This window comes from Lysobacter sp. DMC104 (assembly GCF_056313665.1).
Map to the genome: position 1 here is coordinate 261,609 of NZ_JBQUZW010000005.1, position 16,125 is coordinate 277,733.

At 69.5% G+C, this 16,125-nt stretch carries 13 protein-coding genes; 5 read left to right on the top strand and 8 right to left on the bottom strand.

What is annotated here, in order from left to right:
* Positions 1 to 168: 168 nt before the first annotated feature.
* Positions 169 to 1,356 (bottom strand): NAD-dependent epimerase/dehydratase family protein, encoded by a 1,188-nt coding sequence (locus tag ACT53R_RS09325; protein WP_476171588.1) that lies wholly within the window; start codon positions 1,354 to 1,356, stop codon positions 169 to 171.
* A gap of 189 nt (positions 1,357 to 1,545) precedes the next feature.
* Between ACT53R_RS09325 and icd the strand changes: the two genes are divergently transcribed.
* Together icd and ACT53R_RS09335 are read left to right on the top strand one after the other, a co-directional pair.
* Entirely contained in the window at positions 1,546 to 2,874 is a 1,329-nt protein-coding gene (gene icd / locus ACT53R_RS09330) for an isocitrate dehydrogenase (NADP(+)) (protein WP_476171589.1), read from the top strand.
* A gap of 242 nt (positions 2,875 to 3,116) precedes the next feature.
* Positions 3,117 to 4,184 (top strand): DUF5694 domain-containing protein, encoded by a 1,068-nt coding sequence (locus ACT53R_RS09335; protein ID WP_476171590.1) that lies wholly within the window; start codon positions 3,117 to 3,119, stop codon positions 4,182 to 4,184.
* Positions 4,185 to 4,288: 104 nt separating this feature from the next.
* On the opposite strand, the gene ACT53R_RS09340 is transcribed toward ACT53R_RS09335, so the two are convergent.
* The 3 genes from ACT53R_RS09340 to ACT53R_RS09350 all read right to left on the bottom strand — a co-directional run bounded on the left by ACT53R_RS09340 (position 4,289) and on the right by ACT53R_RS09350 (position 7,178).
* Positions 4,289 to 5,689, bottom strand: a complete 1,401-nt coding sequence (locus ACT53R_RS09340; protein ID WP_476171591.1) for a hypothetical protein — start codon at positions 5,687 to 5,689, stop codon at positions 4,289 to 4,291.
* 206 nt (positions 5,690 to 5,895) lie between these two features.
* A complete protein-coding gene (locus tag ACT53R_RS09345) occupies positions 5,896 to 6,792 on the bottom strand; it encodes an ABC transporter ATP-binding protein (protein WP_476171592.1) in 897 nt (298 codons plus the stop codon).
* The gene (locus ACT53R_RS09350) at positions 6,789 to 7,178 is read right to left on the bottom strand and encodes a GntR family transcriptional regulator (protein ID WP_476171593.1); all 390 of its coding nucleotides are present in this window, start codon (positions 7,176 to 7,178) and stop codon (positions 6,789 to 6,791) included. The genes ACT53R_RS09345 and ACT53R_RS09350 overlap by 4 nt, the downstream gene beginning before the upstream one ends.
* Positions 7,179 to 7,366: 188 nt before the next feature.
* Here ACT53R_RS09350 and ACT53R_RS09355 point away from each other — a divergent pair, with 188 nt between their 5' ends.
* Positions 7,367 to 9,178 (top strand): SLC13 family permease, encoded by a 1,812-nt coding sequence (locus tag ACT53R_RS09355; protein WP_476171594.1) that lies wholly within the window; start codon positions 7,367 to 7,369, stop codon positions 9,176 to 9,178.
* Between the two features lie 144 nt (positions 9,179 to 9,322).
* On the opposite strand, the gene ACT53R_RS09360 is transcribed toward ACT53R_RS09355, so the two are convergent.
* From ACT53R_RS09360 to ACT53R_RS09375, 4 genes are all read right to left on the bottom strand, one after another.
* The gene (locus tag ACT53R_RS09360; protein ID WP_476171595.1) at positions 9,323 to 10,516 is read right to left on the bottom strand and encodes an ABC transporter permease subunit; all 1,194 of its coding nucleotides are present in this window, start codon (positions 10,514 to 10,516) and stop codon (positions 9,323 to 9,325) included.
* Complete coding sequence (locus tag ACT53R_RS09365) at positions 10,513 to 11,259, bottom strand: ABC transporter ATP-binding protein (protein ID WP_476171596.1); 747 nt, start codon at positions 11,257 to 11,259, stop codon at positions 10,513 to 10,515. Before ACT53R_RS09365 ends, ACT53R_RS09360 begins: the two co-directional genes overlap by 4 nt.
* Positions 11,260 to 11,469: 210 nt before the next feature.
* Positions 11,470 to 12,981 carry an alpha/beta hydrolase gene (locus ACT53R_RS09370; protein WP_476171597.1) on the bottom strand — a complete coding sequence of 504 codons (1,512 nt, stop codon included), beginning with the start codon at positions 12,979 to 12,981 and terminating at the stop codon, positions 11,470 to 11,472.
* Between the two features lie 238 nt (positions 12,982 to 13,219).
* The gene (locus tag ACT53R_RS09375) at positions 13,220 to 14,017 is read right to left on the bottom strand and encodes an FAD-binding oxidoreductase (protein WP_476171603.1); all 798 of its coding nucleotides are present in this window, start codon (positions 14,015 to 14,017) and stop codon (positions 13,220 to 13,222) included.
* Between the two features lie 95 nt (positions 14,018 to 14,112).
* Here ACT53R_RS09375 and ACT53R_RS09380 point away from each other — a divergent pair, with 95 nt between their 5' ends.
* Positions 14,113 to 15,075 (top strand): ABC transporter ATP-binding protein, encoded by a 963-nt coding sequence (locus ACT53R_RS09380; protein WP_476171598.1) that lies wholly within the window; start codon positions 14,113 to 14,115, stop codon positions 15,073 to 15,075.
* On the top strand, positions 15,072 to 15,854 hold the full coding sequence (locus ACT53R_RS09385; protein ID WP_476171599.1) for an ABC transporter permease: 783 nt from the start codon (positions 15,072 to 15,074) through the stop codon (positions 15,852 to 15,854). The genes ACT53R_RS09380 and ACT53R_RS09385 overlap by 4 nt, the downstream gene beginning before the upstream one ends.
* Positions 15,855 to 16,125: the final 271 nt, after the last annotated feature.

Below are 16,125 nucleotides of genomic sequence, written 5' to 3' on the forward strand. Positions count from 1 at the left end.
TCAGAGTTTCAGCCGCTGCACCCTCCGACGACAGCCGCCGTCGATTCCGTCCGCGCAGCGGTGGGGTTCGCTGCGCTCACCGCCACCCTACGACGTTGGCTTGAAACGCCGGATACGCCCGCAACGCATCCGCATCCAGCTCCCACATGCATCGCAACGAGCCCCCGCTCAGCCACCCGCCCGCGCCCTCCACGCCGCCAGCAATTCCTTCTCCCGCTCCGCCGTCAGCCCCGCCTTCAGCGGAGCGTTGCGACGCGCTTCTGGTTGCGCGTCGAACCACGCCAGCGTCGCGGCGGTGGTGTCGGCGAGGCTGCGGAAGGTCAGGCCGGCGGCGATCGCGCGGGCGTTGCTGCGGCGGTGGAAGCCGGCGGTGTCGCCGGTGCCGGGCACCCATACCGGCTGGTCGATCCACGGCGACACGCCGTGGGCGTCGAGGAACTCGGCGGACACGAACACCAGTCGCGCGCCCTGCGTGGTCGAGGCGCGGATGCCGTACAGCAGCGCGGCCATGTCCAGCGGATAGTCCGGGCCGAAGGCGTTGAAGGTGCCGTGCGTGCGCGTTTCCGCGAGCCGCACCATCCATTCGCCGAGGTCGCGCGCGTCGACGAACGTCGCCGGGTCGCGGCCGTTGCCGGGGCACAGCACGTCGCCGCCGCGGCGCAGGCGCAGCGGCCAGTAGGTGAAGCGGTCGGTCTCGTCGCCGGGGCCGACGATCAGCCCGGGCCGCAGGACCGTGGTGCGGTCGCCGAAGTGCTTGCGCGTTTCCGCTTCGGTCGCCGCCTTCAGGCCCGGATATTTGGCGAGGTCGGCGCGCAGGTCGGGCGCGGTTTCCTTGAGCGGATCGCCGTCGAACGTGGCCAGTGGCGCGGTCTCGTCCTGGCCGGGCGTCGCGTTGTCGGCGTAGGCCGAGACGCTGGACACCATCGTGTAGCCGCCGACGCAGCCCTTCAGCACCGCGGCCGCGTCGCGGATCCACACCGGCACGCTGCTCGGGTTGTCGATGCAGGCGTCCCAGCGCCGGCCCTTCGCGACTTCGGCCTTCAGCGAGGCGTAGTCATTGGTGTCGCGATCGCCGAGCAGCTGTTCGACCTGCCCCGGCCATTCCGGCTGCTTGCGGCCGCGGTTGAAGATCGTCACGCGATGCCCGCGCGCCAGCGCGTAGCGCACCTGGTGCGGGCCGATCAGGCCGGTGCCGCCGAGGATCAGCAGGTCGAGCGGCTTGTCCGCGCGCGCCACCGTCGTGGCCGTCGTCGTCGTGGCGTTCGATGTCGCCGATGCTGCGGCCCACGCGGGACCGGCGACGGCGGCGGCCCCGAGCGCGCCGAGGCGGAGGACATCGCGACGATGGATCGGCATGGGCGAAGCTCCGCGGTCGGCAGGGACGAGGCTTCGATCCTGCGCTGCGGGCACGGCGTGCTCCCGTGCCGGAAGTCAGCCGCCGGCACTGCCGCATGTCCCGCCGATCGTCGGGCTTCCCCCACTTCCCCCGACCCGCGACAATGGGCGTCTGGCCGGCGCGCCGTCGGCCACCAAGGAGACCGTTACATGGCCGATTTCACCCCCGTGGTGCCCGAAGGGGGCGCCCGGATCACCAAATCCGCGGCCGGGCTGAATGTCCCGGACCGCCCGATCATCCCCTTCATCGAAGGCGATGGCACCGGCCCGGACATCTGGCGCGCCAGCGTCCGCGTGCTCGACGCCGCCGTGGCCAAGGCCTACGGTGGCCAGCGCCAGCTGATGTGGATGGAAGTCCTCGCCGGCGAGAAGGCGTTCAACGCCACCGGCAGCTGGCTGCCCGACGCCACCGTCGACGCCTGCCGCGACTACCTGGTCAGCATCAAGGGCCCGCTGACCACGCCGGTCGGTGGCGGCATCCGCTCGCTCAACGTCGCGCTGCGCCAGATGCTGGATCTGTTCGTCTGCCTGCGCCCGGTGCGCTGGTTCGAGGGCGTGCCCTCGCCGGTGAAGAAGCCCGGCGACGTCGACATGGTGATCTTCCGCGAGAACACCGAGGACATCTACGCCGGCATCGAGTTCGAGCCGGGCACCGCCGACGCGCAGAAGGTGCTGGATTTCCTGCAGAAGGAATTCCCGAAGGGTTTCGACAAGATCCGCTTCGGCACCAAGGCCAGGACCGACGACTGGAACAAGGCGCTGGAAGGCATCGGCGCGCCGGGCCGCGACCTGCCGGTGCAGGTCGGCATCGGCATCAAGCCGGTGTCCTACCTCGGCACCGAGCGCCTGGTCCACAGCGCGATCGCCTACGCGATCGAGAACAAGCGCAAGTCGGTCACGCTGGTCCACAAGGGCAACATCATGAAGTACACCGAAGGCGCGTTCCGCGACTTCGGCTACAAGGTGGCCCGCGACTTCTTCGGTGCGGTCGAACTCGACGGCGGTCCGTGGCACGTGATCCCGGAAGGCAAGCCGGGTGCGGGCCTCGTGATCAAGGACGCCATCGCCGACGCCTTCCTGCAGCAGATCCTGCTGCGGCCGAAGGAATACGACGTGTGCGCCACGCTGAACCTCAACGGCGACTACCTGTCCGACGCGCTGGCCGCGCAGGTCGGCGGCATCGGCATCGCCCCGGGCGCCAACATCAACACCGTGACCGGTCACGGCGTGTTCGAGGCGACCCACGGCACCGCGCCGAAGTACGCCGACCTCGACAAGGTGAACCCGGGTTCGGTGATCCTGTCGGGCGAGATGATGCTGCGCTACATGGGCTGGACCGAAGCCGCCGACGCGATCATCAAGGCGATGGACGGTGCGATCGCCAGCAAGCGCGTCACCTACGACTTCGCCCGCCTGATGGACGGCGCGACCGAGGTGAAGTGCAGCGAGTTCGCGGACGAGATCATCAAGCACCTCTGATCTTTCGCGCAGTTCGCGGTAACGAAAAAGCCCGGGGAAACCCGGGCTTTTTCGTGAGGCGCCTGCCGCGGATGCACGCCACGGGAATCGAAGCGCGCCGCGGCGACGGTGCGGGCGGCGACTGCCCGGCCCCATGACTTGCGCGACTGTCCGCCGCCGCCCGGCCCCGGCATCCTGTGCCGGCGGGAAGCCCTGATCATCGTCGGGACACCCGTGCCTTCCTTCCTCGCCAGGTGTCTCGCATGTCCACGTCACGCGCGCTGCGGTCGCTTTCCGTCCTCGCCCTGTCCCTCGTCGCCCTCCATGTGTCCGCCCAGGTCGTGGATCTCGCGGAATTCGAGCGCGACATCCCCGGGCCGCGCACGCAGGTGCTGGTGCTGGGCTCGACGCATCTCTCCGGCATGCCCGACGGCTTCCGCGCCGAGCAGCTGGAACCGGTGCTCGAACGGCTGGCGCGCTACAAGCCCGACATCATCACCATCGAAGCGCTGCCCGGCGAAGCCTGCGACACGTTGCAGCGCTACGAAGCGACGTATCCGGACGTGGCGAAGGACTACTGCCGGGACACCGATGCGGCCCGCAGCGCGACGGGGCTGGACGTGCCTGCGGCCCAGGCCGAAGTGGAGAAGACGCTGGCCGCATGGCCGGCCTCGCCCACGCCCGCGCAGCGCCGGCATCTGGCCGCGCTGTTCGCCGCTGCCAACGACCGGGCATCGATGGTGGTGCAGTGGTTGCAGCTGCCCGAGGCCGAGCGCCGGCCGGGCGATGGCCTGGACGACGCGCTGGTCGCGCTGGCCGCGAAGACCGCGCAGTCGAAGAACGAGAACGTCATGATCGCAGCCGTGCTGGCGGCGCGCCTCGGCCTGCAGCGCGTGTATCCGGTCGACGATCATTCCGCCGATGCCATCCAGGCCAAGGCCGGTCCGGCGCTCGGCGAGACGATGCAGACGATCTGGTCCGCGTCGGCCGGCGCGCCGGTCCTGGTCCGGGCCAAGGCGCTGGAGGATGCCGGCGACATGCTGGCGCTCTACCGGTTCTACAACGGGGCGGAAGCGCAGCACGCGCTCATCGCATCCGATTTCGGCGCAGCGCTCCACAGCCGCGACCCGCAGCGCCATGGCCGCCAGTACGTGGCCTGGTGGGAAACCCGCAACCTGCGCATGGTCGCCAACATCCGCGAAGCGATCGGCAACCGGCCCGGCGCCCGCGTGCTGTCGATCGTCGGCGCCTCGCACAAGTCGTATTTCGATGCCTACCTCGGCCTGATGCACGACATCGACGTGGTCGATGTCGCACCGTGGCTGCGCTGACGCGGACGTCGTCATCGCGACGTGTCCTGCGACGCCCGGCCCATGGCCGGGCGTCGTGCGTTCGGGCGCGACGCGCGCGTGCACCCGCGCTCAGCCGACGAAGATCAGCCGGCGAAGAAAGGCCGCGGCCTGCGGAGCAAGCGCGATGCCGCCCACGCGCAGGCGGCGAGCGCAAGGCCGGTGCCCGTGACCGACGCGACGACACCCACTTCCCCGGCCGCATGCAGCGGCCACAGGACAGCGCTGTATCCGAGGATGCCGGCCGCGACGATCTGCGGCGGCCAATCGGCGAGGCGCGGGTCCGCGAGCACCGCGCAGACGTACGCGAGCAGCCACGCGGTCCCCGCGATCATCATGATCGCCGCCGGGACGAACAGCGTCGCGCCACCCGCCAGTCGGACGAACAGCAGGAACAGCCCGAGGGCGGCGGACAGCAGGCCGGCGTCCAGCAGGATCGGCTTCGCCAGGGCCGGCAACAGCAGGGACTGCATGCGAGCGTTGCCGCCCCAGGCCGGCAGCAGGCCGAGTTCGGCGCTCTCCGATCCCGACGCGAGGTCCTGCGCGCGTTCCAGGTACATCACCGTGCGCTCGATCAGCAGGACGGCGATCGGCAACACGAGGGCGATCATGATGGCGATCGCCGCCGAACCCTCGTTCCATCTGCCCCAGTAAAAGACCGGCAGCAGCAGGAGCAGTTTCCTCATCAGGCCTTCCGGCGCGAACCGGAAGCCGTCGCTCTCCGCGAAGGGAGGTCCCAGGCACGCGCGCAGCGCGGGCAGGCGCTGCGTCTCCCGCGGCGGCGCGTAACCGCCGGACAGCAGGGAATGCCGGCGCTGTCGCGGCAGCCACCCGCTGTCGTCCTCCGCGCCCAGCAAGGCGCCGCTTTCCCCGGGGATCCGCCGGCGTCGGTACACCACGTCTTCCAGCACGGAGAGGAATGCCCGTCCCTCCTTCGCCCGCGGCGCATGCAGCCCGCCGCTGACCGCCACCGACACCCACAGGGCGATGCAGGCCGGGGCAAGGAAATAATGGAAGACGAACATGACGCGGCCGAACGACGCCTCCGGCAGGGAGACGAAGGCCGCCAGCGGAAGCAGCAGGACGACGATGCCCGTGACGACACCCCTGCGCGGGCGGGTTTTCGAGACGATCGCCTCGTAAACCATCCCCGCCGCCATCAGCGTCGACAGGAGCAGCAGGATGCGGGGGTACTGCGACCTGAGCGGGAGGTGGTGCCAGTCCTGTCCGGAGATGTGGACGAGCGTCGGAATCGTCAGCAGGAACAGCACGAAGAGCTGGTGTTCGAGCGGGATCGCCCACAGCAGGACGACGCTCATCGCCAGCGCGCAGTAGAGGATCCCGGCCACCACCGGTACGCCACCGGTGGCCTCCGCGATGCTCCAGGTCGCGGCGAAACCGCCGATGCCCAGCAGCGCCAATGCCAGCGCGCCCCGGGTGCGGATGGACGGCAGTCCTTCGCGGTAGGCGCCCGACATCAGCAGCACCAGTTTCGGCCAGCAGATGCACAGCGGCAGCAGGCCGAGGATCGCCGCGCGGATCGTCCACGACATCGGCAGCAGCGGGATGGCCGCAAGCGCGAGCAGGAAGCCGAGGCCGATCGCGCTCCCGGGCAGGCTCGCCCAGAGCAGTGACGGCAGCCACGGCCGGAAACGCCGGATGGGCGGCGGTGCGTGCGTCGACGTCGGCGCCGTCATTGCGAGATCTCGACGAAAAGGTCTTCGAGCGACACCCGATCGCTGCGTACGCCGGGGGCGTCGAGCAGCGCGGGCCGCGGCGCGCCCGGCTCGGGCAACAGGAACAGGCTCGCGCTGCCGTCCTCGCGTGGGCGGTACGCGATCTTCCCGGGGATCGTGCGATCGAGGTTCGCGGCGATCTCCGCCGGCAGGTGCACGCGCAGGTGCCGCTCCTTCAGCGCGTCGAGTTCCGCGTGCAGCACGATGCGGCCCTCGTGCAGGACGGCCACGTGCGACGCCACGCGCTCCAGGTCCGAGACGATGTGGGTGGAGAACAGCACCGTGCAGCCGGATTCGCTGCCGCGCTCGACGATGTCCCGCAGCAGCTCGCGGCGCGCGACCGGATCCAGCGACGCGGCCGGTTCGTCCAGCACCAGCAGGTCCGGCCGCGTGGCCAGCGCGCGCGCGATCGCCACGTGCTGGCGTTCGCCGGGCGAGAGACGGCTCAGCGGCACCCGCGCCGGCAGGCGGGCCCGGGCGAGGAACTCGCGGATGTACGCGTCGTCCCATTCCGGATAGAAGCGCCCGACGAAATCCAGCATCTGCGGTGGCGTCATCCAGCCCATCGCTTCGGCATCCTGCGGGACGTAGCCCAGCCGCTGCTTGATGTCGTCGCCGAGCCGGTCCGCGGACCGACCCCAGACCTGCGCGGTCCCGCCATCGGGCATGAGCAGCCCGAGCAGGCAGCGGATCAGGGTGCTCTTGCCCGCGCCGTTGCGTCCGATCAGGCCGAGTACCTGGCCGGGCTCGACCGTCAGCGAGACGTTCGCCAGGACGTCGCGGCTGCCGTAGGCCTTCCGCAGGCGTTCGGTGCGGATCGGCGGGGCGGTGATGCTGATCGCGGCGTGGCTCATCGGGAATCCTCCTCCATGGTGCGACGAAGCCGGTCCAGCACGGAATCCGGCGAGAGTTCGAGTTCGCGCGCCTGCCGCGCGAGGGCGGTCAGTGCGGGCGCCAGCAGCGCCCAGCGGGCGTCGTCGTCGGCGTCCTGCGTGCGCGCCGCCACCGCCATGCCCTTGCCGCGTAGGCGTTCCAGCACGCCTTCGGCTTCGAGCTGGCTGTAGGCCTTGGACACGGTCATCGGATTGATCGCGTAGGTCGCCGCCACGTCCCGCACCGACGGCAGCACCGTGCCGGCCGCCAGCTGCCCGCCGGCGACCAGGCGCCGGATCTGGTCGCCGATCTGGCGGTAGATCGGCTCCGGCGACTGGGGCTGGATGTGGAGGATGACTGTGTCCATGTGTATTACTACAACAATACACATGGCGCGCGTCAAGCATGAGGGATGGCAGGGGTCCCGGCCCCGGCCGGACCGGTCACGCCGCCCGGGCCGTGCGGGATGCGGGCAAGCCGTCGCGGCCTGCACGCGGGCAAGGGTTCGGGTGTGATGCCTTAAGGTGGAGGACCCGGAACGGCCCGAAGGCGTCGATGGAAGCGCAGCAATTCCTGTTCCTCGTGATCCTGTTCGCCTCGCTGGTGTTGTTCGTCAGCGAGAAGCTGCGCGTGGACCTCGTGGCGATGCTGACCCTGCTGGCGCTGACGCTGACCGGCATTCTCGATGCGAAGCAGGCGCTGTCGGGCTTCTCCAGCGAGCCGGCGATCATCGTCGCGACGGTGTTCGTGCTGTCGGCGGGCCTGTCGGCGACCGGCATCACCGATCGCATCGGCGCCGGCATCGCGCGCGCGGCCGGCCGCAGCGAATGGCGCACGATCGCGGTGGTCATGCCGGCCACCGCGGCGCTCGCGGCGTTCACGCACCACGTGATGGTCACGGCGATGATGCTGCCGATCCTGATGCGGCTGGCACGAGAGCAGAAGCTCGCCGCCTCGCGCGTGCTGATGCCGATGTCGCTGGCGGCCTCGCTGGGCACCACGCTGACGCTGATCAGCGCGCCCGCGTTCCTGCTCGCCAACGATCTGCTCAAGCGCGACGGGCAACCGGCGCTGGACATCTTCGCGATCACGCCGATCGGCGTGTCGCTGGTGCTGCTGGGCACCGCGTACATGCTGCTGATGCGCTGGCTGGTGCCCAAGCGCAGCGGCGAGACTGGCCAGCCGGACTATTTCCGGCTGGAGCATTACTACACCGAACTGGTGGTGGAAGCCGCATCGCCGTGGATCGGCAAGTCGCGCGCGGCGCTGGAAAAGGCGTTCGCCGACCGCCTGCAGGTGCTGGAACTGGCGCGCCCGGACACGCACTGGCATCGCCCGCCGGACGACGTCCCGCTCGACGCCGGCGACGTGCTGCTGGTGCGTGCCTCGCCCGACGAGATCGCATCGATCGCGCACGAGCCGGGGCTGGCGCTGCATGCCGTGGCGAAATACGGCGAACGCACGGAGCAGGAAGCCGGCACCAAACCCGTGAGCGACGAGCAACTGGTGCAGGCGATGGTCGCGCCGCGTTCGGAATTCATCGGCCGCAGCGTGGCCAGCATCGACTTCATGCGCAATCTCGGTGTGGCGGTCGTCGGCCTGTGGCGCAAGGAAGGCTGGCTGCGCGGCGTGCTGTCCGACACGCCGTTGCAGGAAGGCGACCTGCTGGTGTTGTGGGGCCGTCCGCAGGCGCTCGAACCGCTGGCCTCGCACCACGGCTTCCTGATGCTGATGCCCTTCGGCGGGCAGCAGAAGAGCCGCCGGCGCGCGCCGATGGCGCTGCTGATCATGGTCGCGGCCATCGTCGCCTCCGCGACCGAACTGTTGCAGCCGCAGATCGCCTTCCTCGCCGGTGCGATGGCGATGGTGCTCACCCGCTGCGTCGGCGTGGAGCAGGCGTACCGCGAGATCGACGTGCGCATCTACGTGATGATCGCCGGCGTGATCCCGCTGGGCATGGCGATGGAGCGCACCGGCACGGCGGCGCTGTTCGCCTCGCTGCTGCTGGACCACGCGGCGCAGTGGTCGCCGCTGGCGCTGCTGCTGGTGATGTTCGCGGCGGCGGGGCTGCTCACGCAGATCCTGTCCGATGCCGCGACCACCGTGCTGCTCAGCCCGATCGCGGTGGCGCTGGCCCACGGGCTGGGGCTGCCGCCGACGCCGTTCGTGGTGTGCACGGCGATGGGCGCGGTGGCGTCGTTCCTCACGCCGATCGGCCACCACGGCAACCTGCTGATCCTCAATCCCGGCCGCTACACGTTCGGCGACTTCCTGCGGATCGGCATTCCGCTGACGCTGTTGATCGCCTTCGTCAGCGCCTGGCTGTCGCGCTGGCTGTGGCTCGGCGGCCCGCTGCTGCCGGCGTGACCAGGCGGATCGTTGCTCACGAAAAAAGCCCGGCATTCGCCGGGCTTTTCTTTCGCTTTCGGTAGAGCGGCCTTCAGGCCGCTGCTTTCTGAAAATCCCTGTGGAAAAGCAGCGGCCTGAAGGCCGCTCTACCGAGCAGGTCGATCAGGACGAGATCGCCAGCTTCTCCTGCCGGTAGCGCCAGATCGCGGCCAGCCACAGCGCGCCGGCCAGCGCGAAGGCGCAGACGAGGTAGATCGCCCACTGTTCCATCGACGCCGCTTCGCCGCGGGTCGCCTTCACCAGCATCTGGTTCTGCGACAGGAACGGCACCGCGTACTGCCACAGGTCCTGGTCCTTCAGCGGATACGCCATCAGCGCGTAGCCGGGCAGCATCGGCATGAACATCAGCCAGACCATGTGGCTCTGCGCTTCCTTCATGCTCTTCGCGCCGGCGGAGATGAAGGTCAGCAGCGCGGTGCCGATCAGCACCAGCGGCGCCAGCACCAGCAGCATCCGCCCGATCGCCGGGAACGACACGTCCAGTGACGAGGCCATCGCGGTGTGCGCCATCGCCGCGCTGAGCTTGAACGACAGCAGGGTCAGCACGACGCTGCTGATGCCGATCAGCCCGGCCGCGGCCATCTTGCCGGTGACCAGCGTGCCGCGCGGCGCGGGCGTGGCCAGCAGCGGTTCCAGCGACTGGCGCTCGCGTTCGCCGGCGGTGACGTCCATCGTGAGGTTGGCGCCGCCCATGAACGCGAACAGGGTGAGGATCAGCGGCAGGATCACCGACATCAGCCGGCCCTGCTTGGCCTCGGGCGTGGCCACGTCGCGCTGGGTGACGGCGACCGGCGTGCCCACCAGCGGGCTGACGCCGCGCGCCACCAGCCGCAGCGCGCCGACCTGGCGGCCGTAGCCTTCCAGCGCGCTGCGCAGGCGCTGGATCGGCACGTCGGTGTTCGTGCGCGTGGTGTCGGCGACGATCTCGACCTTGGCCGGCTTGCCCGCGCGCCACTGCTCGGCGAAATCGGGCGAGATCACCAGCGCGACGTCCTCGCTCTGGTTGCGGATCGCGGCCACCAGGTCCTTCGGCGGCGTCTTCGGGTGGATGTCCAGCGTGCCGAGGAATTCGATCAGGTTCGGCGCGTACTGCGCGCCGACGACCGGGATCTCCAGCGGTTTCTCCAACTGCGTGCTGACCCGCGATTCCATCAGCTTGCCCATGCCCAGCATCAGCAGCGGATACATCAGCGGGCCCAGCAGCAGCGCCATCAGGAACGTGCGCCGGTCGCGGACGAAGTCGCGCAGTTCCTTGCGGAACACGGCGAGGAAGGTGGCGAAGGACGAGGGTTTCATGCGTGCAGGCCCTCCTCCGAGCCGATCAGCTGGACGAAGGCGTCCTCGAGGTTGTCGTGGCCGGCGCGCGCACGCAGTTCGTCGGGCGTGCCGTCGGCCTTCACTTCGCCGGCGGCGATCACCACGATGCGATCGCACAGCGCGGCGACCTCCTGCATGATGTGGCTGGAGAAGATCACGCAGCGCCCCTCGGCGCGCAGCTGGCGCAGGAATTCGCGCAGGCCGCGGGTGGTCATCACGTCGAGGCCGTTGGTCGGCTCGTCGAGGATCACGTTGCGCGGGTCGTGCACCAGCGCCCGCGCGATCGCGGTCTTGGTGCGCTGGCCCTGCGAGAAGCCTTCGGTGCGGCGGTCGAGGAAGTCCTCCATGCCCAGCGTCGCCGCCATCGCCGCGGTGCGTTCGGCGATCGTCTTCGCGTCCAGCCCGTGCAGCTCGCCGAAGTAGGCGATGTTCTCGCGCGCGGTCAGGCGCTTGTACACGCCGCGCGCATCCGGCAGCACGCCCAGCCGGCGACGCACCGCGGTGGCGTCCTTCGCCACGTCGATGCCGTCCACCGTCACCCCGCCCTGGTCGGGCGACATCAGCGTGTAGAGCATGCGCAGCGTGGTGGTCTTGCCCGCGCCGTTGGGGCCGAGCAGGCCGGTGATCTCGCCGTCGCGCGCCTCGAAACTCACGCCGCGCACGGCCTGGACCAGACCGGTCTTGGTCTTGAACGATTTGTGCAGGTTCTGGACCTGGATCATGACTGCCTCTGGATTTCGAAAAGGGAGCGCGGCGCCGTTCGCAAGGGGTTCGCGGCGGACAGGACCGGCATGGCGACCGGTGCGATGGCATCGAACGCAGTGACTGGCAATGCCCCCCGAGTCGGGGGAGCGCGACGCGCAGCGGCGCGAGGGGGTTGGAGGTACGTCGGCGTCACCGGGCCGACGGTCGTGCAGGCGCGACGAGGCACGTCAAGGCTCCCAACCGTAGTTGCCCGCGAACGGCGGCGACGGCTTCAGCCGCTTGAGGCAGCCGGCGTCCAGCGACTTCGCATCGGCCTTCTCCACGAACTGCGCGACCAGCTTCGGCATGCAGCCGGTGGCAATGACGTTGTGGCCCTGGCCCGGCGCCAGCAGGTGGCGACCGTTCGGCAGCGTCTTCACCACCGCCTCGCCGTAGCGCGGCGGGGTCACCGGATCGTATTCGCCGCTCATCGCCAGCAGCGGCACGTCGCCAGCCAGCGGCTTGCGGAAATCGGCCGCGCGCTTGCCCTTCGGCCAGACCGCGCACTGCGCCTGCTGGAACGCGACGAACTCGTTGCCGATCACGGTGTTCGCGTCCTTCGGGTCGACCGCGATCTCCGGATCCTCGGTGCAGATCACCGACAGCTCCATGCCGTGCATCATCGCCTCCGACACGTCGCCGTAGACCATCCGCGACTGCGCCAGCAGGCTTTCGTAGCGGCCTTCCGATGCCTCGTGCACGATCCACGGCAGGATCGACGCCGCCTGCGGCTGGTAGGCGTACATGCGCAGCAGGATCGCGAGGTGGCCGTAGGTGGGCGCTTCCTCGCGCCAGTCACCGCTGGTGGGATCGCGGTAGCGCACCGGCGCCAGGCCGCCGGCCTTCAGCCGCTCGCGCAGCGTCTTCATCGTCGCGGCCGGGTCGCCGAGGTGGTCGCGGCAGGCCGGCTCGGCACGGCAGCGCGCGAACTGCGTCGCCAGTGCGGCGTCGAGGTTGCGCGCGTGCTCCTGGCCCAGCACCAGCGAGTTGGGCACCACCGAATCCAGCACCACCGTGCGCGTATGCGCCGGGAAATGCATCGCGTACTGCTGCGCGACACGGGTGCCGTAGGAAATGCCGATGAGGTTGAGCTTGTCCGCACCCACTGCCGCACGCAGCGCGTCGAGGTCGCGGATGTGATCGGCGGTGCCGTAGTAACGCAGGTCGGAGGTCTTCGAGAGCGTGTCGCGGCAACGTTCGGCGAAGGCGCGGGCGCTGTCCGGCGAATCGTCGTTCTCCTCGGTCACGGCGTTGCGGCCTTCGCTGTTGCGGCATTCCAGCGGATGCGAACCGCCGGTGCCACGCGCGTCGACCAGCAGGATGTTGCGCGAGTTGCGCAGGTCCGACAGCGCGTCGTCGAGCATCGGATAGCTGTCGAGGATCGACTGCCCCGGGCCGCCGGCGATGATCACCACCGGATCGGGCTGCGCCTGCTTCTTCGCCGGGATCATCGCCACCGCCAGCGTGATCTTGCGGCCTGCCGGCGCGTCGTGGTTCTCCGGCACGTCGTACTTCGCGCATTCGGCCTCGACCGCGCGGCCGAACTCGCCGCCCAGCGCGCAGGGCTTGAACACGACGCTGCCGTAGCGCAGGTCGCCGCGGGCGTCGGTATGCGGTGCCGACTTCGGGGCCGCCGCGTCCTGGCCGCTGCAGGCGGCGAGCGACAGGGCGAGCAGGGACGGCAACAGGGGTCTGGTCATGGACGGACTCTCGGGCGGGGCCGGCCGGTACGGGCGCGGCGAAACAACGGGGATGCCGACCAGGACGCGGCGGCGCGCCGAATGTGACCGGCTCGCGTGACGGGGGCAAGGCCCGGAGGTGGGGTGCCGGGGCTGGTCCGCGGCAACGGGACGCCGGCCGCGACGCGGCGGCGTGCGGTTCCGGGCAGGGGATCGATGGGGACAGCAGGCGCGGCCGGCGTGCGGCCGCGCTGCGTCGTCACTTGCTGCTGACGTACTTCTCGCGGCGCACGTGCGCCACCGGCAGCCCGTGGTGCTTCAGCGCCTCGAAGCAGGCGTCGACCATGTGCGGGTTGCCGCAGAGATAGGCGATGTCGGTTTCGCCGTCGGGCACGAACTCGGCCAGCTGGTCCTGCACGTAGCCCTTGCGCACGTCGGCGTGCGCGTGCGGCGAGCCGGCTTCCGGCAGTTCGCGCGAGAAGCAGGGCACGAAGCGGAAGTTCGGGTGCGCATTGGCGAAGGCGCGGAACTCGTCGCCGTACAGCAGCTCGACCGGCGTGCGCGCGCCGAACAGCAGCACCACCTGGATGTCGTGCTTGGCGATGCGTGCGGCGATCTGCGGCAGCATTGCCCGGTACGGCGTCACGCCGGTGCCGGTCGCGATCAGCAGATAGCGGCGGTTGGTGTCGTTGGGCAGCAGGCAGAAGCGGCCATACGGACCGCTGGCATTGATGCTGCCGCCGATCTCCAGGCCCTCGAACAGCGCCGTCGCGGCGCCGCCGGGCACGTAGCTGACCGCGATCTCCACCGTGCTGTCGGGCGAAGGGGCGTGGTCGTGCTGGGTCGCCAGCGAATAGCTGCGCTTGGTCGCGGTGCCGTCGGCGTAAGTGAAGTGCACCTGCAGGAACTGGCCGGGGACGTAGTCCAGCGACTGTCCATCGTCGCGGACGAAGCTGAGGTGGGCCACGGTCGGCGCCAGCATGCGGCGGCCGACGAGCTTGAGCGGGAAGTGGGCGGACACGAAGCGAAACCGTCCTTTGGAGAAGCGCGTTGGAATGGAGTGTTGTCCGGCCGCTCCGGGCCGGCGCCCTATACTACCCGTTCCGCCGCGCGCCACCTCCCGCACGACCGCCGCGGCCCCAGGAACCCGCCATGACCGCCGATCCCAGCCCTTCCGGCGCGCCGACCGCGCCTGCCCTCGCCGTCCGTGACCTGCGCAAGACCTACGACAACGGCGTCGAGGCGCTGAAGGGCGTGTCCCTCGACGTCGCCCCCGGTGACTTCCACGCCCTGCTCGGCCCCAACGGCGCCGGCAAGTCCACCCTGATCGGCATCGTCAGCTCGCTGGTCAACAAGACCGCCGGCGAGGTCCGGATCTTCGGACAGGACATCACCGCCGACCGTGACGCCGCGATGCGCCTGATCGGCCTGGTGCCGCAGGAAATCAACTTCAACATGTTCGAGAAGCCGTTCGACATCTGCGTGAACTACGCCGGCTTCTACGGCGTGCCGCGCGCGGAGGCGATGGTGCGGGCCGAGCAGGTGCTGAAGGAGGCGCAGCTCTGGGACAAGGCCGACAAGATGAGTCGCACCCTGTCCGGCGGCATGAAGCGGCGCCTGATGATCGCCCGGGCGATGATGACCTCCCCGAAGCTGCTGATTCTCGACGAGCCTACCGCCGGCGTCGACATCGAGATCCGCCGCGGCATGTGGAAGACGCTCAAGGAGATCAACGCGGCCGGGACGACCATCATCCTCACCACGCACTACCTGGAAGAAGCCGAACACCTGTGCCGGCACCTGGCGATCATCGACAAGGGCCGGATCGTCGAGCAGGGCCCGATGAAGGCGCTGCTGGCCAAGCTCGACGTCGAAGGCTTCCTGCTCGACATCGACGGGGCGTTGCCGGCGATATTGCCGGTGATTCCCGGCGCCACCCTCGTCGCCGAGGACGCGCAGACCCTCGACCTGGAGATGCCGCGGGCGATGGACCTCAACGGCGTGTTCGTCGCGCTGGATGCTGCCGGCATCCGCGTCCGCTCGATGCGCACCAAGACCAACCGGCTGGAAGAGTTGTTCGTGCGCCTGACCGGCCAGCAGGAGGTGGCGGCATGAGCCAGACCCTCGGCCAGCGCCACCGCACCGCGCTCTACACCATCGTCCGCCGCGAGGTCATGCGCATCCTGCGCATCTGGGGCCAGACCCTGGTGCCGCCGGCGATCACCATGACCCTCTACTTCCTGATCTTCGGCGGCCTGATCGGCTCGCGCGTGGGCCAGATGGACGGTATCCGCTACATGGACTTCATCGTCCCCGGCCTGGTGATGATGAGCGTGATCCAGAACAGCTACGGCAACATCTCGTCGAGCTTCTTCGGCGCCAAGTTCGGCCGCCACGTCGAGGAGCTGCTGGTCAGCCCGATGCCGTCGTGGGTGATCCTCGGCGGCTACGTCGCCGGCGCGGTGCTGCGCGGCCTGATGGTGGGCGCGATCGTGCTCTGCATCGCGATGCTGTTCACCCACGTGCGCGTTCCGCACCCGCTGGTGACGTTCACCACCGTGCTGCTGGGCGCGACGATCTTCTCGCTCGCCGGCTTCGTCAACGCGGTGTACGCGAAGAAGTTCGACGACATCGCGATCGTGCCGACCTTCATCCTCACGCCACTCACCTATCTCGGCGGCGTGTTCTATTCGGTGAAGCTGCTTCCCGGCTGGGCCGAGGCCGCGACCCACCTCAACCCGATCTTCTACATGGTCAACGCCTTCCGCTACGGCCTGCTGGGCGTGTCCGACGTGCCGCTGTGGGTGGCCTTCGCGCTGATGCTGGGCTTCGTCGTCGTGCTGGGCGGCATCGGTCTGTGGCTGTTGAAGCGCGGCGTTGGCCTGCGCAGTTGAGTCTGCAGTGCAGATGAAGACCGTCAGGCGGGATGCATGATTCGCTGTTGACGAAATCCGAATAACCCCCCATCATGTAAGACCTCCTCGGGCACGGCGAACGCCGCGACCGACGAAAGAAAAACGCAGCAGGGTGTTGACGGCAACGGAAACCACCCTATAATGTGCGGCTCCCTCGGACGCTTCGGCGGCGGCGGGAAAGAGGCAAAAAAGGATGAGGCGCTGAGGCCGATTCCGAAGTTCTTTGACAGTGTGCGCAGGTGACTTGTGC